General features: G+C 61.4%; 30 protein-coding genes. 13 read left to right on the top strand and 17 right to left on the bottom strand.

The window, feature by feature from the left end:
- Window positions 1-25 precede the first annotated feature (25 nt).
- The 3 genes from FFI94_RS28345 to FFI94_RS28335 all read right to left on the bottom strand — a co-directional run bounded on the left by FFI94_RS28345 (window position 26) and on the right by FFI94_RS28335 (window position 4,467).
- Window positions 26-1,141, bottom strand: coding sequence for an NDMA-dependent alcohol dehydrogenase (locus FFI94_RS28345; RefSeq protein ID WP_138870751.1), 1,116 nt, complete (start codon window positions 1,139-1,141; stop codon window positions 26-28).
- Between the two features lie 114 nt (window positions 1,142-1,255).
- Window positions 1,256-2,980, bottom strand: a complete 1,725-nt coding sequence (locus FFI94_RS28340) for a CdaR family transcriptional regulator (RefSeq protein WP_260684397.1) — start codon at window positions 2,978-2,980, stop codon at window positions 1,256-1,258.
- A gap of 77 nt (window positions 2,981-3,057) precedes the next feature.
- Window positions 3,058-4,467 (bottom strand): AarF/ABC1/UbiB kinase family protein, encoded by a 1,410-nt coding sequence (locus FFI94_RS28335; RefSeq protein ID WP_138870750.1) that lies wholly within the window; start codon window positions 4,465-4,467, stop codon window positions 3,058-3,060.
- Between the two features lie 132 nt (window positions 4,468-4,599).
- Between FFI94_RS28335 and FFI94_RS28330 the strand changes: the two genes are divergently transcribed.
- From FFI94_RS28330 to FFI94_RS28310, 5 genes are read left to right on the top strand one after another with little or no spacing between them, the layout of a single operon-like run.
- Window positions 4,600-5,019, top strand: coding sequence for a MerR family transcriptional regulator (locus FFI94_RS28330; RefSeq protein ID WP_138870749.1), 420 nt, complete (start codon window positions 4,600-4,602; stop codon window positions 5,017-5,019).
- 46 nt (window positions 5,020-5,065) lie between these two features.
- Window positions 5,066-6,442, top strand: coding sequence for an MFS transporter (locus FFI94_RS28325; RefSeq protein ID WP_138870748.1), 1,377 nt, complete (start codon window positions 5,066-5,068; stop codon window positions 6,440-6,442).
- The gene (locus tag FFI94_RS28320; protein ID WP_138870747.1) at window positions 6,439-7,458 is read left to right on the top strand and encodes an ABC transporter substrate-binding protein; all 1,020 of its coding nucleotides are present in this window, start codon (window positions 6,439-6,441) and stop codon (window positions 7,456-7,458) included. Before FFI94_RS28325 ends, FFI94_RS28320 begins: the two co-directional genes overlap by 4 nt.
- A gap of 21 nt (window positions 7,459-7,479) precedes the next feature.
- Window positions 7,480-8,199 (top strand): 2OG-Fe(II) oxygenase, encoded by a 720-nt coding sequence (locus tag FFI94_RS28315; RefSeq protein ID WP_138870746.1) that lies wholly within the window; start codon window positions 7,480-7,482, stop codon window positions 8,197-8,199.
- A complete protein-coding gene (locus tag FFI94_RS28310; protein WP_138870745.1) occupies window positions 8,189-8,482 on the top strand; it encodes an Ada metal-binding domain-containing protein in 294 nt (97 codons plus the stop codon). The genes FFI94_RS28315 and FFI94_RS28310 overlap by 11 nt, the downstream gene beginning before the upstream one ends.
- Here the strand turns inward: FFI94_RS28310 and FFI94_RS28305 are convergent.
- From FFI94_RS28305 to FFI94_RS28295, 3 genes are read right to left on the bottom strand one after another with little or no spacing between them, the layout of a single operon-like run.
- Window positions 8,445-8,873: a VOC family protein gene (locus tag FFI94_RS28305; protein ID WP_138870744.1), complete on the bottom strand. Its 429-nt coding sequence runs from the start codon at window positions 8,871-8,873 to the stop codon at window positions 8,445-8,447. The two genes, FFI94_RS28310 and FFI94_RS28305, sit on opposite strands and share 38 nt — an antisense overlap.
- A 40-nt stretch (window positions 8,874-8,913) precedes the next feature.
- Window positions 8,914-9,396, bottom strand: coding sequence for an SRPBCC family protein (locus tag FFI94_RS28300; RefSeq protein ID WP_138870743.1), 483 nt, complete (start codon window positions 9,394-9,396; stop codon window positions 8,914-8,916).
- Window positions 9,393-9,743, bottom strand: coding sequence for a helix-turn-helix transcriptional regulator (locus FFI94_RS28295; RefSeq protein WP_138870742.1), 351 nt, complete (start codon window positions 9,741-9,743; stop codon window positions 9,393-9,395). Before FFI94_RS28295 ends, FFI94_RS28300 begins: the two co-directional genes overlap by 4 nt.
- Before the next feature lie 94 nt (window positions 9,744-9,837).
- Between FFI94_RS28295 and FFI94_RS28290 the strand changes: the two genes are divergently transcribed.
- Window positions 9,838-10,488, top strand: coding sequence for an alpha-ketoglutarate-dependent dioxygenase AlkB (locus tag FFI94_RS28290; protein ID WP_185993338.1), 651 nt, complete (start codon window positions 9,838-9,840; stop codon window positions 10,486-10,488).
- Between the two features lie 5 nt (window positions 10,489-10,493).
- Here the strand turns inward: FFI94_RS28290 and FFI94_RS28285 are convergent, their stop codons facing one another.
- The 5 genes from FFI94_RS28285 to FFI94_RS28265 form a co-directional block, all read right to left on the bottom strand.
- Window positions 10,494-10,952 (bottom strand): hypothetical protein, encoded by a 459-nt coding sequence (locus FFI94_RS28285; RefSeq protein ID WP_138870741.1) that lies wholly within the window; start codon window positions 10,950-10,952, stop codon window positions 10,494-10,496.
- A 70-nt stretch (window positions 10,953-11,022) separates the two neighbouring features.
- Entirely contained in the window at window positions 11,023-12,003 is a 981-nt protein-coding gene (locus FFI94_RS28280; RefSeq protein WP_138870740.1) for a zinc-binding dehydrogenase, read from the bottom strand.
- Between the two features lie 27 nt (window positions 12,004-12,030).
- Window positions 12,031-12,444 (bottom strand): cupin domain-containing protein, encoded by a 414-nt coding sequence (locus FFI94_RS28275; protein ID WP_138870739.1) that lies wholly within the window; start codon window positions 12,442-12,444, stop codon window positions 12,031-12,033.
- 14 nt (window positions 12,445-12,458) lie between these two features.
- Complete coding sequence (locus FFI94_RS28270) at window positions 12,459-13,901, bottom strand: MFS transporter (protein WP_138870738.1); 1,443 nt, start codon at window positions 13,899-13,901, stop codon at window positions 12,459-12,461.
- Window positions 13,902-13,904: 3 nt separating this feature from the next.
- Window positions 13,905-14,942 carry a zinc-dependent alcohol dehydrogenase family protein gene (locus FFI94_RS28265; RefSeq protein WP_138870737.1) on the bottom strand — a complete coding sequence of 346 codons (1,038 nt, stop codon included), beginning with the start codon at window positions 14,940-14,942 and terminating at the stop codon, window positions 13,905-13,907.
- A gap of 136 nt (window positions 14,943-15,078) precedes the next feature.
- Between FFI94_RS28265 and FFI94_RS28260 the strand changes: the two genes are divergently transcribed.
- Window positions 15,079-15,963: a helix-turn-helix transcriptional regulator gene (locus tag FFI94_RS28260; RefSeq protein ID WP_138870736.1), complete on the top strand. Its 885-nt coding sequence runs from the start codon at window positions 15,079-15,081 to the stop codon at window positions 15,961-15,963.
- A 10-nt stretch (window positions 15,964-15,973) separates the two neighbouring features.
- On the opposite strand, the gene FFI94_RS28255 is transcribed toward FFI94_RS28260, so the two are convergent.
- The 4 genes from FFI94_RS28255 to FFI94_RS28240 all read right to left on the bottom strand — a co-directional run bounded on the left by FFI94_RS28255 (window position 15,974) and on the right by FFI94_RS28240 (window position 18,522).
- Window positions 15,974-16,435, bottom strand: coding sequence for an Rrf2 family transcriptional regulator (locus FFI94_RS28255; protein WP_138870735.1), 462 nt, complete (start codon window positions 16,433-16,435; stop codon window positions 15,974-15,976).
- A gap of 57 nt (window positions 16,436-16,492) precedes the next feature.
- Window positions 16,493-17,242 (bottom strand): SDR family oxidoreductase, encoded by a 750-nt coding sequence (locus FFI94_RS28250; RefSeq protein WP_138870734.1) that lies wholly within the window; start codon window positions 17,240-17,242, stop codon window positions 16,493-16,495.
- A gap of 78 nt (window positions 17,243-17,320) precedes the next feature.
- A complete protein-coding gene (locus tag FFI94_RS28245) occupies window positions 17,321-18,169 on the bottom strand; it encodes an LLM class F420-dependent oxidoreductase (RefSeq protein ID WP_138870733.1) in 849 nt (282 codons plus the stop codon).
- Between the two features lie 29 nt (window positions 18,170-18,198).
- The gene (locus FFI94_RS28240) at window positions 18,199-18,522 is read right to left on the bottom strand and encodes a GYD domain-containing protein (RefSeq protein ID WP_138870732.1); all 324 of its coding nucleotides are present in this window, start codon (window positions 18,520-18,522) and stop codon (window positions 18,199-18,201) included.
- Between the two features lie 73 nt (window positions 18,523-18,595).
- Here FFI94_RS28240 and FFI94_RS28235 point away from each other — a divergent pair, with 73 nt between their 5' ends.
- From FFI94_RS28235 to FFI94_RS28220, 4 genes are all read left to right on the top strand, one after another.
- Window positions 18,596-18,787, top strand: a complete 192-nt coding sequence (locus FFI94_RS28235) for a hypothetical protein (protein ID WP_033233559.1) — start codon at window positions 18,596-18,598, stop codon at window positions 18,785-18,787.
- 9 nt (window positions 18,788-18,796) lie between these two features.
- Window positions 18,797-19,612 (top strand): DUF72 domain-containing protein, encoded by an 816-nt coding sequence (locus FFI94_RS28230; RefSeq protein ID WP_138870731.1) that lies wholly within the window; start codon window positions 18,797-18,799, stop codon window positions 19,610-19,612.
- A gap of 75 nt (window positions 19,613-19,687) precedes the next feature.
- Window positions 19,688-20,182 carry a hypothetical protein gene (locus tag FFI94_RS28225; protein ID WP_260684396.1) on the top strand — a complete coding sequence of 165 codons (495 nt, stop codon included), beginning with the start codon at window positions 19,688-19,690 and terminating at the stop codon, window positions 20,180-20,182.
- Window positions 20,183-20,215: 33 nt separating this feature from the next.
- Complete coding sequence (locus FFI94_RS28220) at window positions 20,216-20,671, top strand: PPOX class F420-dependent oxidoreductase (protein ID WP_138870729.1); 456 nt, start codon at window positions 20,216-20,218, stop codon at window positions 20,669-20,671.
- Here FFI94_RS28220 and FFI94_RS28215 read toward each other — a convergent pair.
- Window positions 20,668-21,108 carry a helix-turn-helix domain-containing protein gene (locus FFI94_RS28215; RefSeq protein WP_185993337.1) on the bottom strand — a complete coding sequence of 147 codons (441 nt, stop codon included), beginning with the start codon at window positions 21,106-21,108 and terminating at the stop codon, window positions 20,668-20,670. The genes FFI94_RS28220 and FFI94_RS28215 overlap by 4 nt on opposite strands.
- A gap of 127 nt (window positions 21,109-21,235) precedes the next feature.
- Between FFI94_RS28215 and FFI94_RS28210 the strand changes: the two genes are divergently transcribed.
- On the top strand, window positions 21,236-21,640 hold the full coding sequence (locus FFI94_RS28210) for a PaaI family thioesterase (protein ID WP_138870727.1): 405 nt from the start codon (window positions 21,236-21,238) through the stop codon (window positions 21,638-21,640).
- 1 nt (window position 21,641) lies between these two features.
- On the opposite strand, the gene FFI94_RS28205 is transcribed toward FFI94_RS28210, so the two are convergent.
- Window positions 21,642-22,157, bottom strand: a complete 516-nt coding sequence (locus tag FFI94_RS28205) for a MarR family winged helix-turn-helix transcriptional regulator (RefSeq protein WP_138870726.1) — start codon at window positions 22,155-22,157, stop codon at window positions 21,642-21,644.
- Window positions 22,158-22,216: 59 nt separating this feature from the next.
- Here FFI94_RS28205 and FFI94_RS28200 point away from each other — a divergent pair, with 59 nt between their 5' ends.
- Window positions 22,217-23,650 carry an FUSC family protein gene (locus FFI94_RS28200; RefSeq protein WP_138870725.1) on the top strand — a complete coding sequence of 478 codons (1,434 nt, stop codon included), beginning with the start codon at window positions 22,217-22,219 and terminating at the stop codon, window positions 23,648-23,650.
- Window positions 23,651-23,680: the final 30 nt, after the last annotated feature.

The raw sequence follows: 23,680 nt of genomic DNA, 5'->3' as shown, positions 1-23,680 counted from the left end.
CTGGTCAAGTCCGGAGAGAACTAGCTCAGAAGGTGATAACGCCGCGGAGGTTACGGCCGGCATGCATGTCCGCGAAGCCCTCGTTGATTTGATCGAGGGAGTAGCGGTTGGTGATCAAGCCGTCGAGGTTGAGCTTTCCGCTCGTGTAGAGATCGACCATCCACGGGATGTCGGCGGTCGGGTTGGATGCACCGAAGAGCGATCCCTGAATTCTCTTCTGGTAGAGCGTGAGTTCCATCAGGCTCACCGGAATGCCGATGTCCGTCATCTTGCCCAGTCCGGTGACGACGCAGGTTCCGGCCTTGCGGATGGATGAGAAAGCCTGTGCCACATGGTCTCCAGTGGTCACTCCGACGGTGACGATCGCGGAATCAGCGCCCTGGCCGTTGGTGAAGGACCGAGCGATGTCGGTTGCTTCTTCCATCGTGGACACTGCGTGGGTGGCACCGAATTTCAGGGCACTCTCGCGCTTGAATTCGACAGGATCCACGGCAATGATGTGTGCGGCGCCGGCGTGTGCTGCACCTTGAACGGCATTGATGCCGATGCCGCCGACGCCCATGACGATCACGGTCTGGCCCGGGTACACCTGGGCGGAGTTGACGGCAGCACCCCAACCGGTGCCGACGCCGCAACCCAGCAGACACAGCGTCTCGAGCGGGAGATGCTTGTCCACCTTGATGGCGGAGAGCGTACTGACCGTAGTGTATTCGCTGAAGGTGGAGAGGCCGCAGGTCTGTGAAACCGGCTCGCCGTCCAACGTCATGCGATAGCTCTCGGTGTCGCCGGGGCGGCTACCCGTCATGATTGCTGCGCCGTTGTCGCACAGGTTCTGAATTCCGCTTGCGCACCAACGGCATCGGCCACAGGCGGCAAGGAAGGAGAAGATGACGTGGTCACCTTCGGTCCAGCCCTCGGTGTTCGGGCCGACCTCGACCACAACACCCGCGCCTTCGTGGCCGCCGCAGATGGGGTACCGGCCCACTGCGTGATCGCCGCTGGCGATGTGGTCGTCCGAATGGCACAGGCCGGAAGCAACCATCTTGACGGTCAGTTCATTGGTACGAGGTGAATCGAGTTCGAGGTCGACGACCTCGTACTTGCCGGGCGCTTGACGGATGACGGCTCCGCGAGTTCTCAAGGGTGCTCCTGAGTTAGACGTGTTCGATTCATTGACGAGTGTTGTGTACCGCGCATTTGCCGTGCGGTAGGCGATATGTCTCGTTGATCGGACGGAGCGTGCAACCGGAGCGGTTCAGTTGGTGGGTGTCAGCCGCTCCGGTTCAGACGGTTCCCGGCTCACGAGTGCCAGTTGAAGCTCTGTCAGCAGTCGTGTGTCCGGCTCGTCGAGTGAGATTCCCATGATCTGTTCAGCGCGCCGGACGCGGTACCGCAACGTGTTGGGATGCACTTTCAGCAGGGCCGCAGCTTTTTTCACATCGCCGAACGCTGCGAGATAGCTCGTGAGCGTGGACTGCATGTCCGACGAGTTCTTGTCGTCGTAAGACAGCAAACGATCAACTCGGGGATCCCGAAGTCGGTCGTGATCGCCGATCAGGTCGAGGATTTCGCCGAGTAGCACTGCGGTGCGCGATGCAGCCAGCGTTGTGACGGGGGAAGACGTGTCGCCGGGAGCGTCGAGTACCCGGTCGACTTCTCTGCGGGCCTCGGGAACCCCGGACAGTCGGGGAATCATCACTGCGACCGCAGCCCGCGCGACGATATCCGAGGAACCTTCCAAATAGTGAACTGTGTCTGCGGCCCAGTCGCTGATCAGCGATTCTCCTTCTGCGTGAGGGAAGAGCACGTATATCCGGTCGACTATCGCAGTGGTGACGGCGTCACGCCGGAAAGCGCTGGCGTGCAGGCGCAGTGAGTTCGTCATCCGCCGCAGCTCGGCCGGCGGCTGCTCGGTGGTTGCGAATCCCACCACCGCGGCGGGTCCGTCGAGGGATAGCGAGAGTGAATCCGCCAAGGAGGTGATATCGACACCGCCGCCCAGAGCGCCGAACAGTCGCTGGATTTGGTCGCTCTCCCGGCGGGACGCGTCGAGAATCCGGATCACGATGCGTGAGGCCACTTCTGCTGCGCCGCGAAGCACCTCGTCGGAACCGTCGTGAAGTGGTGTTCCCGCGGTCTGAACCCAGATGGTTCCGAGATGCTGCTGGTGCACTCCGGACGTGGCGACGCTTGTGCCGCGGCGCCGAATGCTGACGGCCAACCGATGCGCCGCGCCGAACTCCGGCGCGGCCGGGATGTCGATGATCTCGTCCGAGCGTCGTAGATGTTCGAACGTGCCTCGCTTCTGCAGCCATTCGCTGTAGCCACTCGGCCATTCGCGGCCGAGCACCGAGCGTTGGTGTAGTTCGTCCTCATTCGCGTGTCCGGCGGAATGGGCAAAGATGTGTTGGGCATTGTCGTTGATCGTGACCAGGCCACCGGTCAATTCGGCGATGGTCTCCGCGAGCCCGAACAAGTCGGAGTCGCCGGTGGGATCAAAACCAGAGCCTTGAGGGGTGGCGCGTCGGCGGTATGCGTTCTTGAGAAGCAACTGCTGTATCAGCGAGTAGATATGCCCCGAGCTGGCTTTCGGATGTACCGAGGCGAGCGCGATTCCTGATCTTTCCGCGGCTGCCCGCAATGGACCTTCGTTGTCGGCATTCTTGACGAGCAGCAGTTTCGGTTTGTGCGGATGGTGCTCCGACGCGACCAGCCAGTCGATCACCGAATCAATCGGAACTCCGACCGGTAGATACACGTCGGACAGTGCGCCCCCGGATTCCATGCCGTCCATATCGGAATCTTCGAGGAGCGCCATTGATCGAATGTCGACGTCGAGCCCACCGGGACTGACGAGTAATTCGATGACGGAACTGTCGAAAGACGCGATGAGCGTGCCAATGGTGGTGGCAGGGGTCGTTCCGGTGATGAAGTTGTCTGCGGACTTCTGCTCGGCAATCGTGGCGGATGCTGTTTGCACGGCGTGCTCCTTGCGCAGGGGGTTGCTTCAGATTAATCCCCGCGCCTGGATTGTCGTAGTAGTTAAGTTAGGCAGATTTATTCCGGAAGGGTGATTCCCAAATTGTGCGCTTTGGCCGTTACTTCGTCGGGAAACATATTCTTGAAAAGGTAAAGGTCCTGACCGATAACCCAGCCAGGTGCGAGCGCAGTGGCATACCGCTCGAAATAGCCGAGCTGCTTGCCGAACAGAACCAATTCCTCAGGGCTGGCCACACCCCATTGCCTACCTAACTGGATCAGCGCCATGATGAGTTCACTCAACTTGAGTTCTCCCAGGTCTCGGCCCAGAATCGGCGCCAATGCCGTGGCTACCTGCAGGCCGAGTTGATCGTCGTCCACCTCGTAGTCGGTGGCGTATCCCAAAGCACGGATACCGCGGGCGACCCGGGCAAAATCTCCGTCGATCAATGTCGCGCGAAACAAGTCGGTGAGAATCGTTCGCCACGTTTCAGGGAGAATTCCGACAATTCCGAAATCGAGCATCGCGATCCGGCCGTCATCGAGTACCCAGAGATTTCCAGCGTGCACGTCACCGTGAAATGGCCCGTGAACAATGACCGATTCGAGCCATACCTTCACACCGCGCCGGATCAGCATGCGGGCTTCGTCGATGCCGTCAGGACTCGCGACGAAGCGATCGAGAGGAACACCCCGCATACGCTCCATGCAGATCACCCGAGGCCCGCAGTAATCCCAGTACACCTCGGGCGTTGTCACGCCCTTGTTGTCGCCGAAAGCGCCGATGTTATTCCGGAACGTTGTTTGCCGATCGGCTTCGACGGCACTGTTCAGTTCCGTCATCGTGGCGGTATGCAGGTCGCGAATAATGGCCGTCGCGTTGGCTATTCGTAGGAACTCGACGAACTTCTCGAGAATCCGCGCGCCGCGATATGCCGCCCGGAGGTCGATAAGCATGCGGGCATAGATACCCGGCCGCTGAATCTTGATGACGGCTTCACGTCCGTCGTGCAGAACGCACGCATGCACTTGCGCCACCGACGCAGCCGCCAGCGGTTGATCGTCGAAGCTCGCGAAAATTTCGGAGATCGAGTATCCGAGGTCCGCTTCCACGACGCTGCGAGCCTGGTCCGCCGGGAACGGTGGCACATCGTCGAGGCACCGAAGGCAGGCATTGGCCAGCGGCGCGGGGAAAATCCCTGACGACGACGCAACTAACTGTCCGAGCTTCACGAACGTCGGACCGAGAGTGATGAAGCCATCCACCACGCCGTCAGATGCCGCGTCCACGACGGTGCGTCCGCGTCTGCGGAACGGCCACACGATCAGAGCAATCATGATCGATGTGGACAGCACGACCGCGATGACCGCCGATCGCCATAACTGGGGGAGGCCGAATCGTTCCAGGTCAGGCATACGGACGTCGAGAGCGCCTTGGGGCACCCCTGACGAGTACGGCCCGACAGGTCGTCGCGTTGGATCCAGCATGGCTCTCCCTCGTTCAACGAGCGCATACAGCATTTTGCTGTGAGATCACTTGCGCGACCCCTTCCGTTAGTCAGTATGCCAAGTTACACATAACTGCCGGAACCGCCTACGCGCTCAGCCTACGATCGATGAATGCGTGAGCACTTGATCCCGATCCGCGAGGTTGCAAAATCGTTCGGAATCGCGGCATCGACCTTGCGTTACTACGAGGACGAAGGCTTGCTGTCCGCGCGATCGCGAACCGGCGGCAAACGCTGGTACGGGCGTCGTGAGCTGCGTCGGCTGGCGTTGATCCGGATGTACACCGAGACGGGAATGTCCTTGGAGCAGGTGCGCTCCTTCATCGAAGCCGACACCACGTCCGAGCAGTTCTCCGCGGTTCTCACGGATCAAGTTTCGATGCTCGAGGCACAGATCGCCGCCGCTACGAGAGCGAAACTGATTCTCGAGCATCACCTGACGTGTCGGCAAGAGCGTCCGATGCAGTGTCCGTGGCTGCTCGAGCAGCTCGACATCCGCGTCGAAGCGGCGCTTGACTTCAAGTTGACTTGAACCTCCATAGTTAGGGCGCACTTACTGCCCTGTTCGGAGGTTGACCATGTCGGCACGACGATGGCTGCCGCTCATCGCCGCATGCATCGGAACTTTCCTCTTACTGACATACGCCACGATCACAACGATCGCGGTGCCGGCCATCGCCGTCGGTTTGGACGGCAGTACGGGCGCGATGTCCTGGGTCGTCGACGCCTACACGCTGGCTCTTGCTGCGCTTCTGGTGGGGACGGGCGCGCTCGGCGATGCTTGGGGACGCAAGCGTCTCTATGTCTGCGGTCTGGTCGTGTTCCTGGTGGCGACGGCCTTGTGCGCTGGTGCTCCGGACGTCACGGTTCTGGTCGCTGCTCGCGGCGCGCAAGGAATTGCCGGTGCGGCGATGTTTGCGACGCTCTTGCCTCTGCTCGGCGACGCGTACTCAGGCCGTGATCGTCACGTCGCCTTTGCCGCGTGGGGCGCTGTCGCTGGATTGGCAGCCGGAATCGGAAACGTTGCAGGAGGGCTGCTGACGCAGTTCTTCGACTGGCGTGCGGTCTTCTATTTCGGAATCCCCGTGGCCGTAGTGGCGCTCGTACTGGCTGTTTTCTGTTTCGCCGAAAGTGAGCGCGGCGAGGGCAATATCGACTGTGCCGGAATCGTTTTGTTCACTCTCGCTGCCGTTGCCGCGGTTCTGGGCGTGACGTGGGGCGGCGACGCCGGGCGGACTTCGTCGTCGACAGCTCTTGCCTTCGTGATCGCAATCGTTGCGCTGATGGCGTTTGTGTCCTGGCAGCGTCGAAGCAGCCGTCCGATGCTCGATCCGGCGTTGTTCCGATGTCTGAAATTCGACGGCGTCCTTGTCGCGGCTTTCGGTTACTACCTCGCGGCTTACGGCCCGCTCGTAGTTCTTTCACTGTGGCTGCAGAACTCGTTGGAGTTGTCGGCGTCGACGGCTGCACTTGTGCTCTCGATTCGACCGCTCGCTTTTGTCTTCGTGTCGGCCCTGTGTGGATCACGGCTTCAGCGAGCTGATCTTCGATTCTCGCTCGGATTCGGGACGGTCCTCTGCGGAATCGGTTGCCTCGCCATGCTGTACGTTCTCGTCGCGCCGATCTGGCCGGCGCTGATCGCCGGGCTGATTCTGACCGGCGTTGGTTCGGCGATGGTGTCGCCGGTGCTGCCCAGCGCCGCGATGTCGGACGCCCCGGCAGAGAACGCCGGGACGGCTTCGGCAACAGCCAACTCATCGCGCCAATTCGGGCTCGCCGTCGGAATTGCCCTGTGCGGCTCGCTCTTCACCGGATCCGACGAGTTCGCCTTGCTGTGGCCGTTGATCTTCTGCGCCGGCGTCGGAATGCTCACGGGTTTCGTATCGATCCTTCTCTTTTCTCGTTCGTCTACTCCTGCAACAGTTCAATCAATCGCCGAAAGGGCACACACATGACCACGCTGCTCACTCCACGACCGCACAGACGCCTCGAGATGGACTGGAACCGTCGCAGGTTCCTCGGCGCAGCAGCAGGATTGGCTGCTGCGCTGGCAGCGGCCGGTTGCTCGCGTTCCGACGCAGATGCCGGCGGCACACGCGATGCCGGTTGGTCCTTCACCGACGATCGCGGAACCCTGATCGAATTGGATTCACCGCCACGAACATTTGTCACTTACACCGGAATCGCGGGGGCTCTGTGGGATTACGGACTGGTGCCTGTCGGTGTTTTCGGGGCGCCGACACGGTCGCCGGGATCGACGGACACCAGCATCTCCGGCAACTTGGATTTCTCGAAGACCGACATGGTCGGGCAGCTCTGGGGACAGGTGGAACTCGAGAAGATCGCTGCGCTGGAGCCGGACGTCGTCATAGTCCCTCAGTTGCGTGGTTCGGCTCTACTCGACGAGGCGAATTTGGATGCAGTGAAAGGCTTGTCGACAGTACTGTTCGTGGAGACGGCAGCGGGAACCATCGACCGAACTGTGCAAGAGATCGTGGAACTGGCCGTGGAAATCGGAGCGGAATCAGATATGGACGCGCAGCGAAAAGACCACGACGCTGCGCGCGAGCGGATCTCCGAAGTCGCTTCTTCACTGAAGAATTCACACGTTCTATTCGCCTCCGCAGATCCGGACACGATGCGTGTCAGTCGTTCCGGATTTCCGATCCTCGCCGACCTGGCAGGTTTGGGTCTTGCCGTCGTCGATCCGGCCGAGGGATCGTCGGTCTACGTCGAGAAGCTGGCCTGGGAGATGGCGGACCACTATCCGGCCGACATGATCTTCCTCGACGACCGCCCGTCCAGTTTGCAACTGGATACGCTCGGCACCAATCCTGCGTGGTCCAACTTGCCCGCGGTGAAGGCAGGGAAGATCGGCACCTGGAATCCGGAACCAGTGCTCAGTTATGCCGGGATCGCCCGTACGTACAACGCTCTGGCTGACCAACTCTTGGCATTCTCACATTCCTGACCTTCGCGTCGTCTACGACGTATGGACCAGTTCACCGATCTGCCTGCTCGTGTCGATTCCCTCGATTGGCCTGCGCTGATCGAGGGAATCAACTCCAGTGGGTGTGCTCAGACGACACCGCTACTCGACGAATCGGAGTGTCGCGAGATCGCTTCCTGGTACACGGACGTCGACCGATTTCGAAGCACGATCGACATGGCTCGGTACCGCTTCGGCCAAGGGGAGTACCGGTACTTCGGTGATCCGGTACCCGAGCCGATCACGGCTATGCGGGCCACCTTCTACCGACAGCTGCTGCCCGTAGCGAGAGAGTGGGCGTTCAAGCTGGGGGACAGGGCATCGTGGCCGGACACTTTCGAAGAATGGATCGATCAGTGCCACACCGCCGGACAGAAGCGGCCTACTCCGATTCTTCTGTCCTACGGCCCTGGTGACTGGAATGCACTGCATCGGGACCTGTATGGAGAGTTGGTGTTTCCCTTACAGGTGGTGATCGGCCTCGACAGACCTCGCCTCGATCACGCCGGGGGAGAGTTCTTGCTCGTCGAACAGCGTTCGCGCGCCCAGTCGAAAGGGACGGTCACGGTACTCGAACAAGGTCACGCATTGATCTTCACCACGCGGGATCGGCCGGTCCAGAGTTCGCGTGGGTGGTCCAGAGCCCCTGTGCGACATGGTGTCAGCGTGGTGCACTCGGGTACGCGTCGAACATTGGGATTGGTGCTTCACGATGCCGAATAAGACGTACATACTCCGCGACGCCCGCAACAAACCCTACGAAAGTCAGACGCCCGGTGTGCTTGGCGGGCACCGGAAAACGAAGATCTACGGCCGACTCGACTGTCGAGGGGCGGCGCAGGCAATCGCGCGTGGTGGATATGTCGCCAGTCGGGTGTTCTTCGCCGATGAGCCGACCGCGATTGCGGCCGGCTATCGCCCGTGCGCTGTCTGTCTGCCCGAGGACTATGCCGCGTGGAAGGCGGCCGCTACGCGCCGAAACGGTCCTGGTACGCCTTCGGAATGAGGGGCTTCTCGCCGCGAACCTTCAGCTGCTGAACCGCCCAGGTGTTGCCGTCAGGATCGGAGAATCCGAAGAAGGTGCCGCCGTCACGCTCGTCGAAGACGGTGACCTCGCTGGCGTCGACGCCGCGGTCGATGAGCTCCTGTCTGGCCGTTGCCGCGTCTGACACAACCAACTGCAGGCCCTTCAACGAGCCGGGAGCCATCTCGGATTGTGACGGCAGGTTGCCGATGACGATGGAACAACCCGATCCCCGTGGCGTGAGCTGGGCGACCGTCATATGCTCGTTCACGGTGTGGTGATCGAGATTGAATCCGACCTGTTCGCGATAGAACGCAATGGAGCGCTCGAGATCGCTGACGGGGACTATGACTACTTCGAGGGTCCAATCCATGGGAGTGCCTTCCGCAGTGAGTAATCGGGCAAACAGGTGCTCAGGACTGAGCGACGATCTTGTCCAGGCGCTCGTAACCTTCGACGACGCCGCGCTCCATATTGCTCTCGATCATGCCGTCGCGCGCCTCGAGGCTCGGATAGACCGAATGGCCGGAGAGACGGGTGCGCCCGTTGCCCAGATCTTCGAACGTCATGGATTCGATGCTGACCACATCGGGAAAGCCTTCGTATTCGAAGGTCTGGATGGCAAATTCGTTGTCGCGAACCACATGGAAAACGCCGTTGAACGCGAACTCGTCACCCTCGGGATTGCGGTGGATGTACTTGTATCGACCGCCGCTGACAAAGTTGTATTCCTCGATGTCCATCTCGTAACCGTTGGGGCCGAGCCATTGCTTGACCAGTTCGGGATTCGAGTGGGCCGCGAACACGGCACTCACGGGTGCGTCGAACTCACGTGTGATGTCGATGAACGGAACGCCCTCGGGAGCGGTGATCGTGACGGGATTGGTGGTGCTCATGACTGCGTCTCCTTCTGTGTGGTGTGCAGTAGGTGATCAAGTTTTCGGAACTGTTGTTCGTGGACCAGTCGATAGCGGTCGATCCAGGCCGTCAAAGCCTCGAGCGCTGCGGCGTTCAGATGCACCGGACGTCTCTGGGCGTCACGGCTGCGAGTGACAAGCCCCGCTGCCTCGAGTACCTGAATATGTTTGGAGACGGCCTGTTTCGTGATCTCGAACGGCTCCGCGAGCTCGTTGACCGTCTGAGGTCCGGTGCTCAGGCGGGCGATGATCCGTCGTCGCACCGGATCGGCAAGTGCCATGAATGCTTTGTCGAGACGATCATCGGCCCCGGGATCCACGATCACTTGTCAACCATCTCCTTTATCAATCAATTCATTGATTACGATACGAGTCGAGGTAGGGAGTGTCAATGCCTCGGTGCCTATTAGCCTGGAAATCATGAACGCGCTGATCCCGCGCCCGCGGATGGAGGTAGCCCCGGGCGCTGTCCATATTCCGGATTGGCTCGGCCTTGCCCAACAGCGCATGCTCGTGACCGAATGTCGACGGTGGGCAACTGCCCCGGTCCCGATGCGCTCGGCGGTGGTTGCCGGCGGACACAAGATGTCGGTCCAAACCGTGTGCCTCGGCTGGCATTGGCAACCATACAAATACACGCGCACGGCCGACGATGTGAACGGGGCGGCAGTGGCCGCACTGCCCGATTGGCTGATCGAGTTGGGGCGTAAAGCAGTGAGAGAAGCCTATGGAGATCCGGGTCAGACCTACACACCCGACACCGCGCTGATCAACTTCTACGACGACGGCGCCCGGATGGGCATGCATCAGGACAAGGACGAGCGTTGCGAGGCCCCCGTCGTGTCACTGAGCATCGGCCAGAGTTGCGTATTCAGATTCGGGAACACGGAGAATCGGAACCGGCCGTACACCGACATCGAACTTCAGTCGGGCGATCTCTTCGTTTTTGGTGGAGCCTCACGATTCGCCTACCACGGTGTCCCGAAAGTGATTGCAGGAAGCGCAGATACGGACAGTGGATTGACATCCGGTCGGCTCAATATCACTCTCCGGGATACCGGAATGCGGTGAGTCTCTCACGCTGCCGGTGACCGTTTTACGCGTGAATTATGTATGAGGACAGGAAGAATCAAAGCCAGGACCACAACCGTCGCAAACAACCCGAAGAAGAGATACGGCCAGGTCAATCCCGACGCACGGATCGCGGTCAAGACTCCGGCTGTCAACAACGGCATACCGGCTCCGGCAAGCAGGTCCATCTCGCGCGGAGACACCGGAGCATCGCCCCACAAAGGTATCCGTTTGCCCGAGTTCTCTCGGAGGGTGCGCACTACCGACATTGCGTAGAGCCCTACGCCGACAATGCCGACGGCAACTCCCGCCGCGACCGGGCCGGGTCCGGTTCTCGTCGAGAGCAGGGCATACGCAAAGACGCACATCGTTCCCAGCAAGACCGCCGCGGATTTCCACCTCGGGGTCGACGTCTGAATCGGCGCTTGAACGCTCACCGGCCGCATCGGTTCGAGTGGCTCCATGGGATCAGCGTGCCATGAGTCAGACCGAAAACGAACCATTCATCCTGTTGGGGTGCGACGTACAGATCGGTCAGGGCATCGGCATCACGATCTTTCCGACGGTATTGCCGCTACGCATGCGGTGTGCCGCGTCGGACGCTTCCACGAAGGGGTAGATGCTGTCGATGACGGGACGTATCCGACCGTCGACGACAGCAGGCATGACCTCGTTGGCGAGGGCAGCAATCACGTTCCCGAGTTCTTCTGCTCGACCGAAGCCGAATGATGCTCCATGTAGGTGAAGATGGCGGTAGGAGAGCGCGTCCAGGTCGATCGTGGACTGCGCGGCGTCGAGGCGTCCGATATTGACGAGGTGCCCGCCGTCTCGGGTGGCGGGTAAGCAGGCCGCTAGAGTCTGCCCGCCGGCGTGGTCGAGTACGACATCGACTCCTCGACCTTCTGTTGCTTCGAGTACGGCGTCCGTGAGATTTCGATTCGTCGTGACGACAGCGGTGTCTGCGCCGGCTTTGATCAATACGTCTTCCTTGCCCGGAGATCGTGTGGTGCCGATGACGGCGGCTGCGCCCAGCGCCTTCGCGATCTGAACTCCCAGCAGGCCGATGCCTGACGTGGCCGCCGTGATGAGTACCGTCTGTCCCGGCGTGTAGCCGGCGAGCATCAGAGCCCCGTGTTCGGTGAGTAGTGCAGTCGGCAGGGCTGTGGCTTCGTTGTATTGCAGGTTGTCGGGCATGGCTATGACGTGCCGGTAATCCGCGAGGACGAACTGCGCGAAACTGCTCGGCGCAGTTCCCATGACACGATCGCCCACTGTGAGGTTGTGCGTACCGGGGCCGAGTGCTGCTATGTCACCGGCAAATTCGTATCCGGCGACGTACTCGTTGTCGGAGCCCGGTGTGTCGAACTCAGCGAGCATCTGCGGATCGGCGTTGTTCAGTGCGACGGCATGAGTGCGCACAAGAACCTGTCCGGGGCCAGGCTCGGGAACTGGAACGTCGCGGGCCACCCAGTCCGGGCCCTGCCCACCGAACAGTGCAGTCATGGTCTCAGTCACGATGTTGCGCTCCTTGATATTCGGACTTCACCGGCGATTGCTACGAGGGGCGTTGTATTCCTCGTCGGTGACTTTGTCGCCCCAAGTGGTTTCCGTGCTGCCGTCGCCGGGACCTTCCCACAACGCGAGATGGGTCATGAAGTGGTCGGGTGCCGCACCGTGCCAATGTTCTTCGCCGGGTGGTGTGTAGACGGTGTCGCCGGGGTGGGCCTCGATGATCTCGCCGCCGCGAGCCTGAATCAGGGCGGTGCCGGACACAATGTGCAAGGTCTGCCCCAGCGCGTGGGAGTGCCAGTCTGTGCGTGAGCACGGCGCAAAGCGAACCATGTTGGCGCGCATGCGTGACGGTTCTTGACCTGCGTAGATGACGTCCCACCAGACGTCACCGGTGAACCAGTCTGCGGGAGCCTTGCTCGTCTGCGGTTGCTTCAGAATCTCCATGGGAACTCCTTATGTTATGGCTGAACGATTTTCGGATGACTGTCTACCTGTCTTCGTTTACCCGCTGACGGCACGATGAAGACAAGAACTATGACGAGGCAACCGGCGAGGAGGCCGGCGCCTGCGGTCAGTGCAGTCGAGACATGCTCGGTGAGTGCTTCTTTCGGGGATTCTGCAGCGGATCCGGCCCCGGCTGAGATCGCAACGAGAATGCCGAGTCCCAGTGCGCTGCCCAGTTGGTGTGCTGTGTTGACCAGTCCGGACGCGGCTCCGGCGTCGTCGGCACTCACCCCGGAGATTCCGGCAGCGGTGAGCGGCGCAAACGCGAGACCTTGGCCTGCGCCGATCAAGATCATCGGTAATGCAACGCCGCTCAGATAAGTGCTGCCCGAATGCACGAAGCTGAGCCAGGTCATACCCACCAAGGTGAGTGCCACTCCTGCGGCGAGCAACGGAGCGTTCCCGAATCGAGGGGTCAATCGCGGAATCAGCAGTGCAACTGCAAAATTGACGACCGTCATCGGGAAGAAGGCCACACCGGCTTGGAAAGCACTGAATCCCATTACGCCCTGGAGAAGTTGAGTGGTGAAGTAGAAGAAGCCGATCATGGCGCCTAGATACAGCATGCGGGCGGCGTAGGCGCCGGATCGTTCGCGAGAGCGGAAGAGTCGAAGCGGCATGATGGGTTGCTCCGCGCGCGATTCATTTCGAACCAGCAGAGCCAGGAGAACCACACCGAGCGTCAGCGGCAGGAAGGTCGTCGGTGATGCCGCGCCGGCTTCGGCGGAGTTGACTATGCCGAAGACCAATGCGGCCATTCCAAGTGTGGCGTAGACGGCGCCGGCTACATCGAAACGTCCTGTGCTCGGCTTCGTTTCGGGAATGAACCGCGGTGCCAGAACGATCATCGCGATGCCGATCGGGACGTTGATGAAAAATCCTGCGCGCCAGGAAACCCAATCGGCAAGGGCGCCGCCGATCACCAGGCCGAGGCTCGCGCCGATCCCGGCGGCTGCGCCGTACCAGGCAACCGCGCGTGTCCGTTCGCGCCCCGGAGGGAAGCTTGCCGTCAGCAGTGACAGTGACGCCGGCGCGACCACCGCGGCGCCGACGCCTTGGAAGGCGCGGGCCGCGATGAGCCACCAACCATTGGGAGCAACCCCGACCAGGAACGACGCGGCCGCGAAGATCGCCAACCCGGCCACAAAGATGCGGCGACGCCCGAAGATGTCTCCGAGTCTCGCGCCGAGGAGGAGCAGTCCGCCGAATACGAGGGTGTACGCGTCTTGCACCCAGGACAAACCGGTCGCCGAATACCCCATCTCGGCTGCGATGCTCGGCAGCCCGGTGAAGATGATGGAGTTGTCGAGCAGAATCATGAAGTAGCTGATCAGAATGATCGCCAGGATCGCGGTGGAATTGACGCGACCGATCCGGGGAGTGTCGACGGTGGTCATGGGTTACGGCCGAACAAGAACTTTGAGTGCCTCACGAGTGTCCATCGCGCGGTAGGCGTCCGGTACCTCGTCGAGGTTGACGGTCCGGTCGAAAACCTTGCCCGGCTGGATCGTTCCGTCGAGCACGTCTGGCATGAGCTCCTCGATGTACGCGCGCACGGGAGCCGGGCCACCGGTGAGTGTGACGTTGGGTCCGAACAGGCTGCCGAAACCGACGGGCGCTACCTCGTACTGAGGTACACCGACGCGGCTGATGACACCGCCGGGGCGGACGACACCGATCGCCTGCTCGTAGGCGGGCATGTGGCCCACGGCTTCGAGTACAACATGGGTGCCGTCACCGCCGGTCAGTTCGCGGACCTTGGCGATGCCCTCGTCGCCGCGCTCGGCGACGACATCGGTGGCTCCGAATTCGATGCCCAGATCGGTGCGCGACTTATGACGGCCCATGAGGATGATCCGCTCGGCGCCAAGTCGTTTGGCGGAGAGAACCGCCATGAGGCCGACTGCGCCGTCGCCGATGACGGTGACCGAGGTGCGTTCGTTCACACGACCCTTGACGGCAGCGTGGTAGCCGGTGCCCAGGACGTCGGACAGGGTGAGAAGTGAGGGGAGCAGTTCCGAGTCTTCGCCGACGGGTGCTTTGACCAGGGTGCCGTCTGCCAGTGGCACGCGGATGGCCTCCGCCTGTGCGCCACCGATGCCGTCGCCGGCCCAGAATCCGCCGTGGCGGCACGACGTCTGCAGTCCTTCACGGCAGAACTCGCAGGTTCCGTCGGACCACGCGAACGGGGCGATGACAAAGTCGCCCTTCTTCAGCGTGGCCACGTCGCCGCCGACCTCCTCGACGACGCCGACAAATTCGTGGCCCATCGGAGTGCCACCCGGTGTGGCAGGCATGTCGTGGTACGGATGCAGGTCGGATCCGCAGACGCACGCTCGAACGATGCGCACCAGAGCGTCCGTCGGCTGTTGCAGTGTCGGATCCGGCACGTTCTCGACGCGAACGTCTCCGGCGCTGTACATGATGGTTGCGCGCATGATGAATCCTCTTGGTTGTTCGGTTCGCAGTGTCGATACCCAGTGAACCGTCCGAATCATCCTGGCGGGAGTTCCTGTTGTTCCAGGTACCGGCAGTACCTCCCTGCGGTCCGACGACTCGAGTAACGTAATCGTCATGGACAACCGAGCCGAGATCCGTGAGTTCCTCAGCTCCCGCCGTGCGCGCATCACTCCCGAGCAGGCGGGGCTTCCCGCATACGGCGGAAACCGCCGGGTCAAAGGATTACGCCGAGAAGAAGTTGCCTTGCTCGCTGGTGTCAGCATCGACTACTACGTGCGCATGGAACGCGGCAATCTGGCCGGAGCATCTGACTCGGTGCTCGAAAGTCTTTCCCGGGCACTTCAACTCGACGAGGCTGAGCAGGACCACCTGTTCGACCTGGCGAAGACCGCAAGTGCGTCGGCTCCGCCGAAGCGCCGATCAGCACCCAAAGGTGTGAGTCCGGCCATTCAGCAGATACTCGACGCCATCACCGATGCTCCGGCGTGGGTCCGCAACGCCCGTCACGATATGTTGGCCGCCAATCGCATGGCCCGGGCGCTGTATTCACCGGTATTGGCCGATCCACGTCGTCCGGCCAACAATGCGCGCTTCGTGTACCTCGACCCGGCTTCGCAGGAATTTTTCACCGACTGGGAACGTGCTGCCGATGATATTGCGGCAATGCTCCGATCTGAAGCGGGGAAGAACCCGCACGACAAGGCCCTCACCGAACTGATCGGTGAATTAGCTACGCGCAGTGAGATATTCCGCACGCGGTGGGCGAAACACAATGTGCGCTTTCATCGAACAGGTTTCAAGAAGGTCCATCACCCTGTTGTCGGAGACCTCGAGCTGAACTTCGAGGCGATGGAACTACCGTCCAATCCCGGACTGACGCTGCTGGTCTACACAGCGGCGCCGGATACTCCAACGGCTGATGCGCTGAAGCTCTTGGCGAGTTGGGCAGCTACCCAGGATCAAGTGGATCCCGCCAACGACAGTGAATCCTCTCGGTAGGAACTCACGCTCAGTTCGGCTGCGCCGCCAGAATTTTCTTGAGGGCGGGGAGATCGAGAGTTGCCGCAAGGTCCGCAATGGTGACTCCCGACAGTGAAGCACGCCATACCTTTTCGGCGTCGGCCATGACCTTGGCGATTCCGCACGGGACGAGGCACTGCTCCGGTGGCGCGGCGAGGATCCCTTGTTGCCGAATCTCCGTGCACCGGAACGCGGGTTCCTTACCGTCGACGGCCTGCACGACGTCCAGGACTGTGATGCTCTCGGGCGGCCGGGTCAGGACGTATCCACCGTCGCGGCCCTCGGTCGGGTTGACAAGGCCGGCCTGTGCCAGCGCTCGCAGATGTTTTGCCAGGTATGTCTTCGACACCCCGTGCAGTTCGGCGAGTCTGGCTGTGGGAACCGGACCTTCAGCCTGGCTGAGGACCACGCAGCAGTGGAGTGACCACTCCACACCTCCGGAAAGCTTCATGCAAGGACTCTATCGACGCCGTGGAAAACGGTTTGGGGCGGATATCGATGGCGTTTTTCAGGCCTGGGAAGCCAACCACTCGTCCAGTGTGGTCGGTGCGATCCAGGCGTTGGCTCCCGGTGTGGGGGTGAGTGCGGCGCTGTCGAGTTTCGCGCCGAAGTATCCGGCCTCCGGGTCGGGTGTCACCGAGCGCTTGTCTCCGGTGACGGAGAACAGGCGCCGTACCAGTTCGTCAATACCCAGCGGTTCGGGCCCGGCGATCTCAACCGTGCCATTCCGGGGAGAGCCGGTCACAACCTCTGCGACGTGGGATACGACGTCCCGCGACGCGATCGGCTGAAGATGAGCCGGGGTTGCATGGACTGTGCCGTCCACGGTTCCGGCATCGGCGATTCCGGCGATGAACTCGAAGAACTGGGTCGAGCGGACTATCGAGTAGGGGATCGGCCCGGCCTTGACCAGGTCTTCCTGGGCGACCTTGGCTCGCATGTACCCGGAATCAGGCAGCCGGTCGGCACCGACGATGGACAGGATGACGTGGTGCCCGACGCCCGCCTTCTCCTCCGCCGCGAGGATATTGCTGGTCCCGTCGCGGAAGAATGCCAGGACGTCGTCGTCCGACCAGGAGGGGGAATTGGTGAGATCCACGACGACGTCTGCGCCGGTCACGGCTTCGAGGAGGCCTTTGCCCGTGGTTGTATCGATACCGTCTGCACGACCGAGTGCCTTCACATCGTGTCCGGCATCACCGAGTTTCGACGCGACCTGACTGCCGATGAGCCCACTACCGAAAATGACGATCTTCATGCTTTTCTCCTTTACTCGGATAAGTCGTGTCCAAGTATACTCGGATATAACTTATCCAAGTCAAGGGTTGTCGACTTGTCAGTGGAATAGTTCAGCGGCCAATGCTTCGTACGTCGCAATCGGATCACCGTCAGCCGGAAGCGACTGGATCGCAACGTGGTCGGCACCGGCCGCAACATGTTCGCGCAATCTGTCCGCGATGGAACGGGCGGTCCCGTAGGCCACCAGGGCCTCGATGACACGGTCGTTTCCGTCGTTCGCAATTTCGTCGGGTGCGAAACCGAGGCGCTCGAGATTGGTCGTGTAGTTGCGCAGGTGCAGATAGGGGTTGGCCACAGCCGGACGGCCGATCGCTCGCGCCTTGTCCGGATCGGTCTCGAGAACAACTTTGTGTTCGGGCGCAAGAATTTTCGACGGGCCGAGAATGCTGCGAGCTTCGGCAGTGTGTTCGGGAGTTGTCAGATAGGGATGTGCTCCGGCAGCACGATCAGCCGACAGCTTCAATACCTTGGGGCCGAGAGCGGCGAGGACACGACGAGATTCCGGAACTCGAGCCGCGTCGAGTTCGTCGAGGTACGACACCAAGGTGGCATACGGCTTCGAGTAATCGCCGGTGGCTTCGGGATGGCCGATGCCGATGCCGAGGAGGAATCGTCCGGGGTGCTTGGCTTCGAGTCGGTGGTACGACTCGGCAACTTCGGCAGCCGGTGATGACCACACGTTGACGATCCCCGTAGCCACGGTGATGTGTTCCGTCGCGTCGAGTAGCTTCTCGGCCACCAGCAGATCCGCGCGCGGTGAACCGCCGATCCAGATGGTGCCGAACCCTAGTTTCTCGATTGCTGCCCCCAAATCCGGTTTCAATCCGGCGGCTCCTCGCCAGATTCCGTAGGTGCCCAGGTCAGGTGTCTGCGTCGCGTCAGTCATGGTGGTGGTAACCCGAGTGTGATCGAGATCTATTCCGCGCCGGGCACACGGTAGTCGGTCGGGCGATTGACTGCTTCGTCGATTTCCTCCGGGGTGAGCAGGGTGACGGATTCGGACCGGGCCGCTCCCTCAGCGGTGGTGCGAATGCTCAGTGCCGCGGCTGCAACCGTGTCGGGAAGATTGCCGATGACAAACATGTCGTGACTGCCGAGTGCAAAGTGACAGGATTCGACTGTGCCACCCACACTTTCGACCATGCGGGTTATTGCGTCGCGGCGGGCGGTGCCCCCTTCCTTCTGGAGACCGGCGGCTCCGGTCGGTGTGTACGTCACTTGCCAGAGGTATTTCGGCATGTCCGCTCCTTGCTCGGCAGGGGTCTTCACCTCCGAGGGGTATACCCACAAAGTGGTAGGGGACAATCAACCCATGGTTGGTACTCCGGTGATCGTGACGATCGTGTCTGTCTGTGTGGGTTTTGTGATCTTCATGCTCGCGGCAAGCGGCGCCCGCGGAAAGTGGGATCGTCGGCTCGTCATCGGGTTGTTTGTGGCAGCCGTGGTGTGCTTGACCGTCGTGCCGGTGTCCGTTGCACTCAGTGCCGGCGTATCGGGCGTCTAGTCTGAAGCGGTGGCAGATATCCGAGTCGGTATCTCAGGGTGGACGTATCCCGCCTGGCGTGGGGATTTCTACCCGAGCGGCCTTGCACATCGCAAGGAATTGTCCTATGCCGCAGAGAAATTGACTTCGATCGAAATCAACGGCTCGTTCTATGCGCTTCAGAAACCGGAGAGTTTCGCGAAGTGGCGCAGTGAAACACCCGAAAATTTTGTGTTTGCCCTCAAAGGGGGTCGATACATCACGCATATGAAGCGCCTGCTCGACACGCATGCCGGTCTGGCGAACTTCTTTGCGGCGGGAGTTCTTGCACTGGGGCCGAAACTCGGACCCATCTTCTGGCAGTTGCCGCCCACTTTGCAGTTCGAGCCCGAACGGTTGTCGAGCTTTTTCGAACAGTTACCGCGTACGACCACGGACGCTGCGGAGCTTGCAGCCCACCACGACGAGAAGCTGACCGAAGACCGGGTGTTGGCGCACGCAGAGATCGAACTCCCGATTCGCTATGCGGTGGAGGCGCGGCATGCGAGCTTTGCCGTGCCGGAAGCAGTAGAACTGATGCGCGAGCACGACATCGGGTTTGTTGTCGCCGATACCGCTGGGAGATACCCCCAGATCACTACGCCGACCAGCGATTTTGTCTATGTGCGCATGCATGGCGACAAGGAACTGTATGCAAGCGGTTACACCGACAAAGCTCTGGACAGCTGGTCCGAACGCGCTCGGGACTGGATGAGCGACGGACTCGACGTGTATGTGTACTTCGACAACGACATGAAGGGTTTTGCGCCACACAACGCGATGGCGTTCCTGGCCCGCTTCACCTGACGTCGGGCTGTCGGTGTTACCTGGCAAGCTCACATGCGAGTGCGAACCGTGCGCGCGATACAAGGAGAACCGAACGTGAACCCCGAGCAGAGTTGGCCCACCGAGTGGCCGAAGGTTGCCCGCGACATCGCCGCTGTCACGACAGACGCCCTGGCTGCGGTGCGAGCGGCCAATCGCGATGCGTTGACTGAAGCGGTGGAGGAACTGCGCGCGCTGTCGTTCGAACAGGTCACATCGGTGCACGCGGCTATCGTTCGTGAACTTCTCGAGGACACCCATCCGGACGGACTGTCGAGTGAAGACGTGCAGGACGCGCTCACTGCCTGCGCCAAGGCCACCATCGTGTGGCTTCCCGACCTCGACGTCCAAGCCCTCGCCGCCGTGTACACCGGCGCGCTCGGAATTACAGATCTCGACGACGACTCGTTCCGGATCGGGCACGGTGCGTACCTACGTTCGGCGGTGCTCGTGATCGGTAACTTGTCCGCGGTCGTCAAGAAACCGCTGACGGCGTACATCACCACCGCGATCGGCGAAATCGCGCGCGCTCAGACCATCGAGATGCCATGAGCATCGGGACGTAAACGCACCTAGGCTGGTGGTATGTCGAAAATCGCGAGTGCAGACCGGGTTTCGCACGCCGAGTTGCTCGAATTCATCAGACCACGCCACCGTGCCACCCTCGTGACCGTCCGCAAGTCCGGTGAACTCCAGATTTCGCCGGTCACCTGTGGCGTCGACGACGAAGGCCGCATCGTCATCTCCACCTACCCGGAGCGAGCGAAAGCGGTGAATGTGCGTCGTACTCCCGCCGTGTCGCTGTGTATCCACTCCGACGAGTGGAATGGGCCGTACGTGCAGGTGAACGGAACGGCTGAGCTCATCGACCTGCCGGAATCCGTGGAGCCTCTGGTCGACTACTACCGCTCGATTGCCGGCGATCATCCAGACTGGGACGAGTACCGGCAAGCGATGCACAAACAGGGCAAGAGCCTGATCCGCGTCACCGTCGATTCATGGGGACCGATCGCAACGGGCGGGTTTCCACCGGAGCGTTAAGGAGCAGTCGGGGAGAGATGAACGACGGTCGCATCCCGTGCCTCGAGTGGTTCGTTGCAATGGGCACACACGACCTGCGCGTGCAGTTGCTCGCCGCACCGATGTTCGACGACGGTCGGCGGCGGGCCGTCGATCGCGTAGGTGTCTCCCCATTCCATGATCGCCATCAGAATCGGGTACAGCGCTTTCCCTGATTCGGTGGCGACGTATTCGTAGCGTGGGGGATGGTCCTCGTACAAGCGTTTTGTCAGCACGTCGGCGTCGACAAGAGTGCGTAACCGGGCGGCAAGAATATCGCGGCTGGCGCCGGTTCCCCGCGCGATGGCGTCGAAGCGTCGTTGCCCGAGGACGATTTCACGCAGGATCAGAAGCGACCATTTCTCGCCGACAAGATCCAAGGCTTTGGCGATCGAGCAGTTACGACCTTTAGGCGTCATGGTCACTCCGATCGACTACGTGTCACGCTCGACAGTGGGTTGCGAAATCCAACTTAGCACTTGACGGTACGAAATCTATGCCGCAGTGTGAGTTGGGAAATCCAACCGACAAGATGAGGAGCATGACGTGGCCGATGTAGATCTTGAAGCATCGAGCGCTTTCGTGAGCGCCGCAGGATTACAACTCGACGAGGTGTCCGGCACCAAAGTCGTCGGACACATCGATCTGTCCGACGCTCATCACACGCCTTGGGGTGTGGTGCACGGCGGCGTCTACACAACGGCGGTGGAGTCTGCGGCCAGTATCGGTGCGAGTACCGCTGTTGCGGACCGCGGAGAATTTGCGGTCGGCGTTCACAACGGAACCGACTTCTTGCGAGCGCGCACCGGTGGACGCGTGGACGTCGTGGCACTTCCGATTCAGCAGGGCCGCGTTCAGCAGTTGTGGTCGGTTGTCATCACCGACCCCGAAACGGGAAAAGAAGTGGCGCGTGGACAGGTTCGGTTGCAGAACGTTCCGTTGCCGAAGTAGCTCAGTCCGGTAGCCCGGCGTCGATGTTGACCGAGATCCGCTTGAGGAGTGCGGTGAGTTGCACTTTCTCGTCCTCGGTCAGTCCGGATAACAACCGGCGGTCGCGTTCGACTCGGCGCGGAAACTCTGATTCGACCAAAGCTCTTCCGGCTTCGGTCAATTGGAGAAGTACGACGCGTCCGTCACGTTCGAACCGTTGACGCTCCACCAGTCCGAGCTTGGCCAGTCGATCGGCATGTTTGGTGGTGGCAGCGCCGCTGAACATAGTGACTGCTGTGACCTCGCTGGCGCGTAGTGGTCGATCGCTGCGTGCCAGTGCGCTCATCACGTCGAATTCGGCGCGGGAGACACCGCTGGGCGCCAGGGCGCGATCAAGTTGGTGAAGGGACTGCGAACTGATGCGGGTGATCCGTCCCATCACCTCGACCGGGGAGGTGTCGATCTCAGGGTAGGCGCGATTCCATTCACGACGGACTTTGTCGATGAAGTCGTCTTCGGGACTGTTGGCCTGATCCATGGCACACATCCTAGCGATCGATTTCACAGTACTTCACAAGTAATTTACTAGTGAAATAAATGTATGGTGGATTGGTGACGCCTACTCCGACTCTCTCCGCGACCCCCAGCCGACTCCGCCATTCGAGCGGAGCAATTGCGCATTCGGTGTCAGCGCAGACGTGGCGAGCAGCTTTCCGGCTCGGTTCCGCCGACGCCGGAATTGCCCCGGCGATACGAGTTGGCTTGGCAACGGCGGTAGTCCTGATTTTGGGCGGTGTGCTCGGGCACGGAGAGCTGGCGGGATTTGCGGCGCTGGGCGCGCTGAGCGCGGCGTTCGGACGGTACGAGCCATACCCCCGGTTGGCGGGCAAACTCGCGATGGTGGGCGCAGCGCTGATCGTGTTCATCGCCTTCGGTGCGGCAATGGGAGTGCTCGGTGTGCCGGTCTGGGCGCAGATCGGTGTTCTCTCGCTGGCGGCCGGCGCGGCGTACTGCTTCATCTCCGGTTTCCGCATCACTGGGCCAGGGCCCGTGATTCTCGTCTTCGCCGCGACGGGTGCGGCCGGCTTTGCCACGAGTGTTTCGGATCTGGTTCGGCTGGTCATCGCAGGAACGGTCGGTGTCCTGATCGGATGGGCCGCGGCGATGCTTCCCGCGCTTGCGTTGCCGATGGGCCCCGCCCGACTGGCTGTTGCCCGGGCGCTGGCGAACGTCGGGAGGCTAGAGGCCGGCGGTGATTCTGCAGTCGCCGCAGCGCAGGCGTCGATTGCGCATGCGCGCACGGTTATCGCGTCGAGTAGTCGGATCAAGTCGACGATGGGTCATGGACGCGAACTGATGGCGGTGCTCGGCGAAGCGGATGCCGCAGTGCGATTGTGGAGCGAGCAGGGCGATCCGTCGCTGATTCGCGATATTGCATTGCATGAGGGTGAGCTTCGTAAGATGAAGCGCTCCAGCATGATCGAGCACTCGCTCGAACCTGCATCGGAATTGCCCGCGCCGGAGAACTACGTCATCGCAGGTCTGCGGCACCTGTACTCGCGCGCCGTCGTGATGAATGCCGTTCGTATCGTCGTGGCGTCGGCATTAGCCGGATGGGTCGCCGCAGCCGCCGGGCTCGAGCATCCGCTGTGGGCGTCGATGGGTGCGATGGCGGCCATGCAGGGACTGAACTACAAGCAGACCGTTCAACGCGGAATCCAACGGCTTGTCGGCAACGTCGGCGGAGCAGTCATCGCTGCCGCTCTGATCGCCCTGACACTCGGCTATTGGCAGGCTGTTGTTGCAGTGGTGATCTTGCAGACCGCGGCGGAACTGTTTGTCGTCAAGAACTACGCGTTGACGTCTGTTGCCGTGACGCCGATGGCCTTGGTGCTCATCGGTCTCAGCGCACCGATCGAGACCAGTGCGGCGCTCGCTCGGGTCGCGGACACTCTCATCGGGGTGGTGATCGGCGTAGTCGTCGCAGCCGTGACAATCAGCCGCGCCGATCGGAACCACGTCCTACGATGACTCCAGTGCATCGGAATGAGGGGTTGTGGG

The sequence above is a fragment of the Rhodococcus sp. KBS0724 genome, from assembly GCF_005938745.2.
In the GTDB taxonomy this organism is placed as follows: domain Bacteria; phylum Actinomycetota; class Actinomycetes; order Mycobacteriales; family Mycobacteriaceae; genus Rhodococcus_F.
Note: the sequence above shows the minus strand (reverse complement) of the source record. Positions and strands in the feature narration are given on the sequence as shown.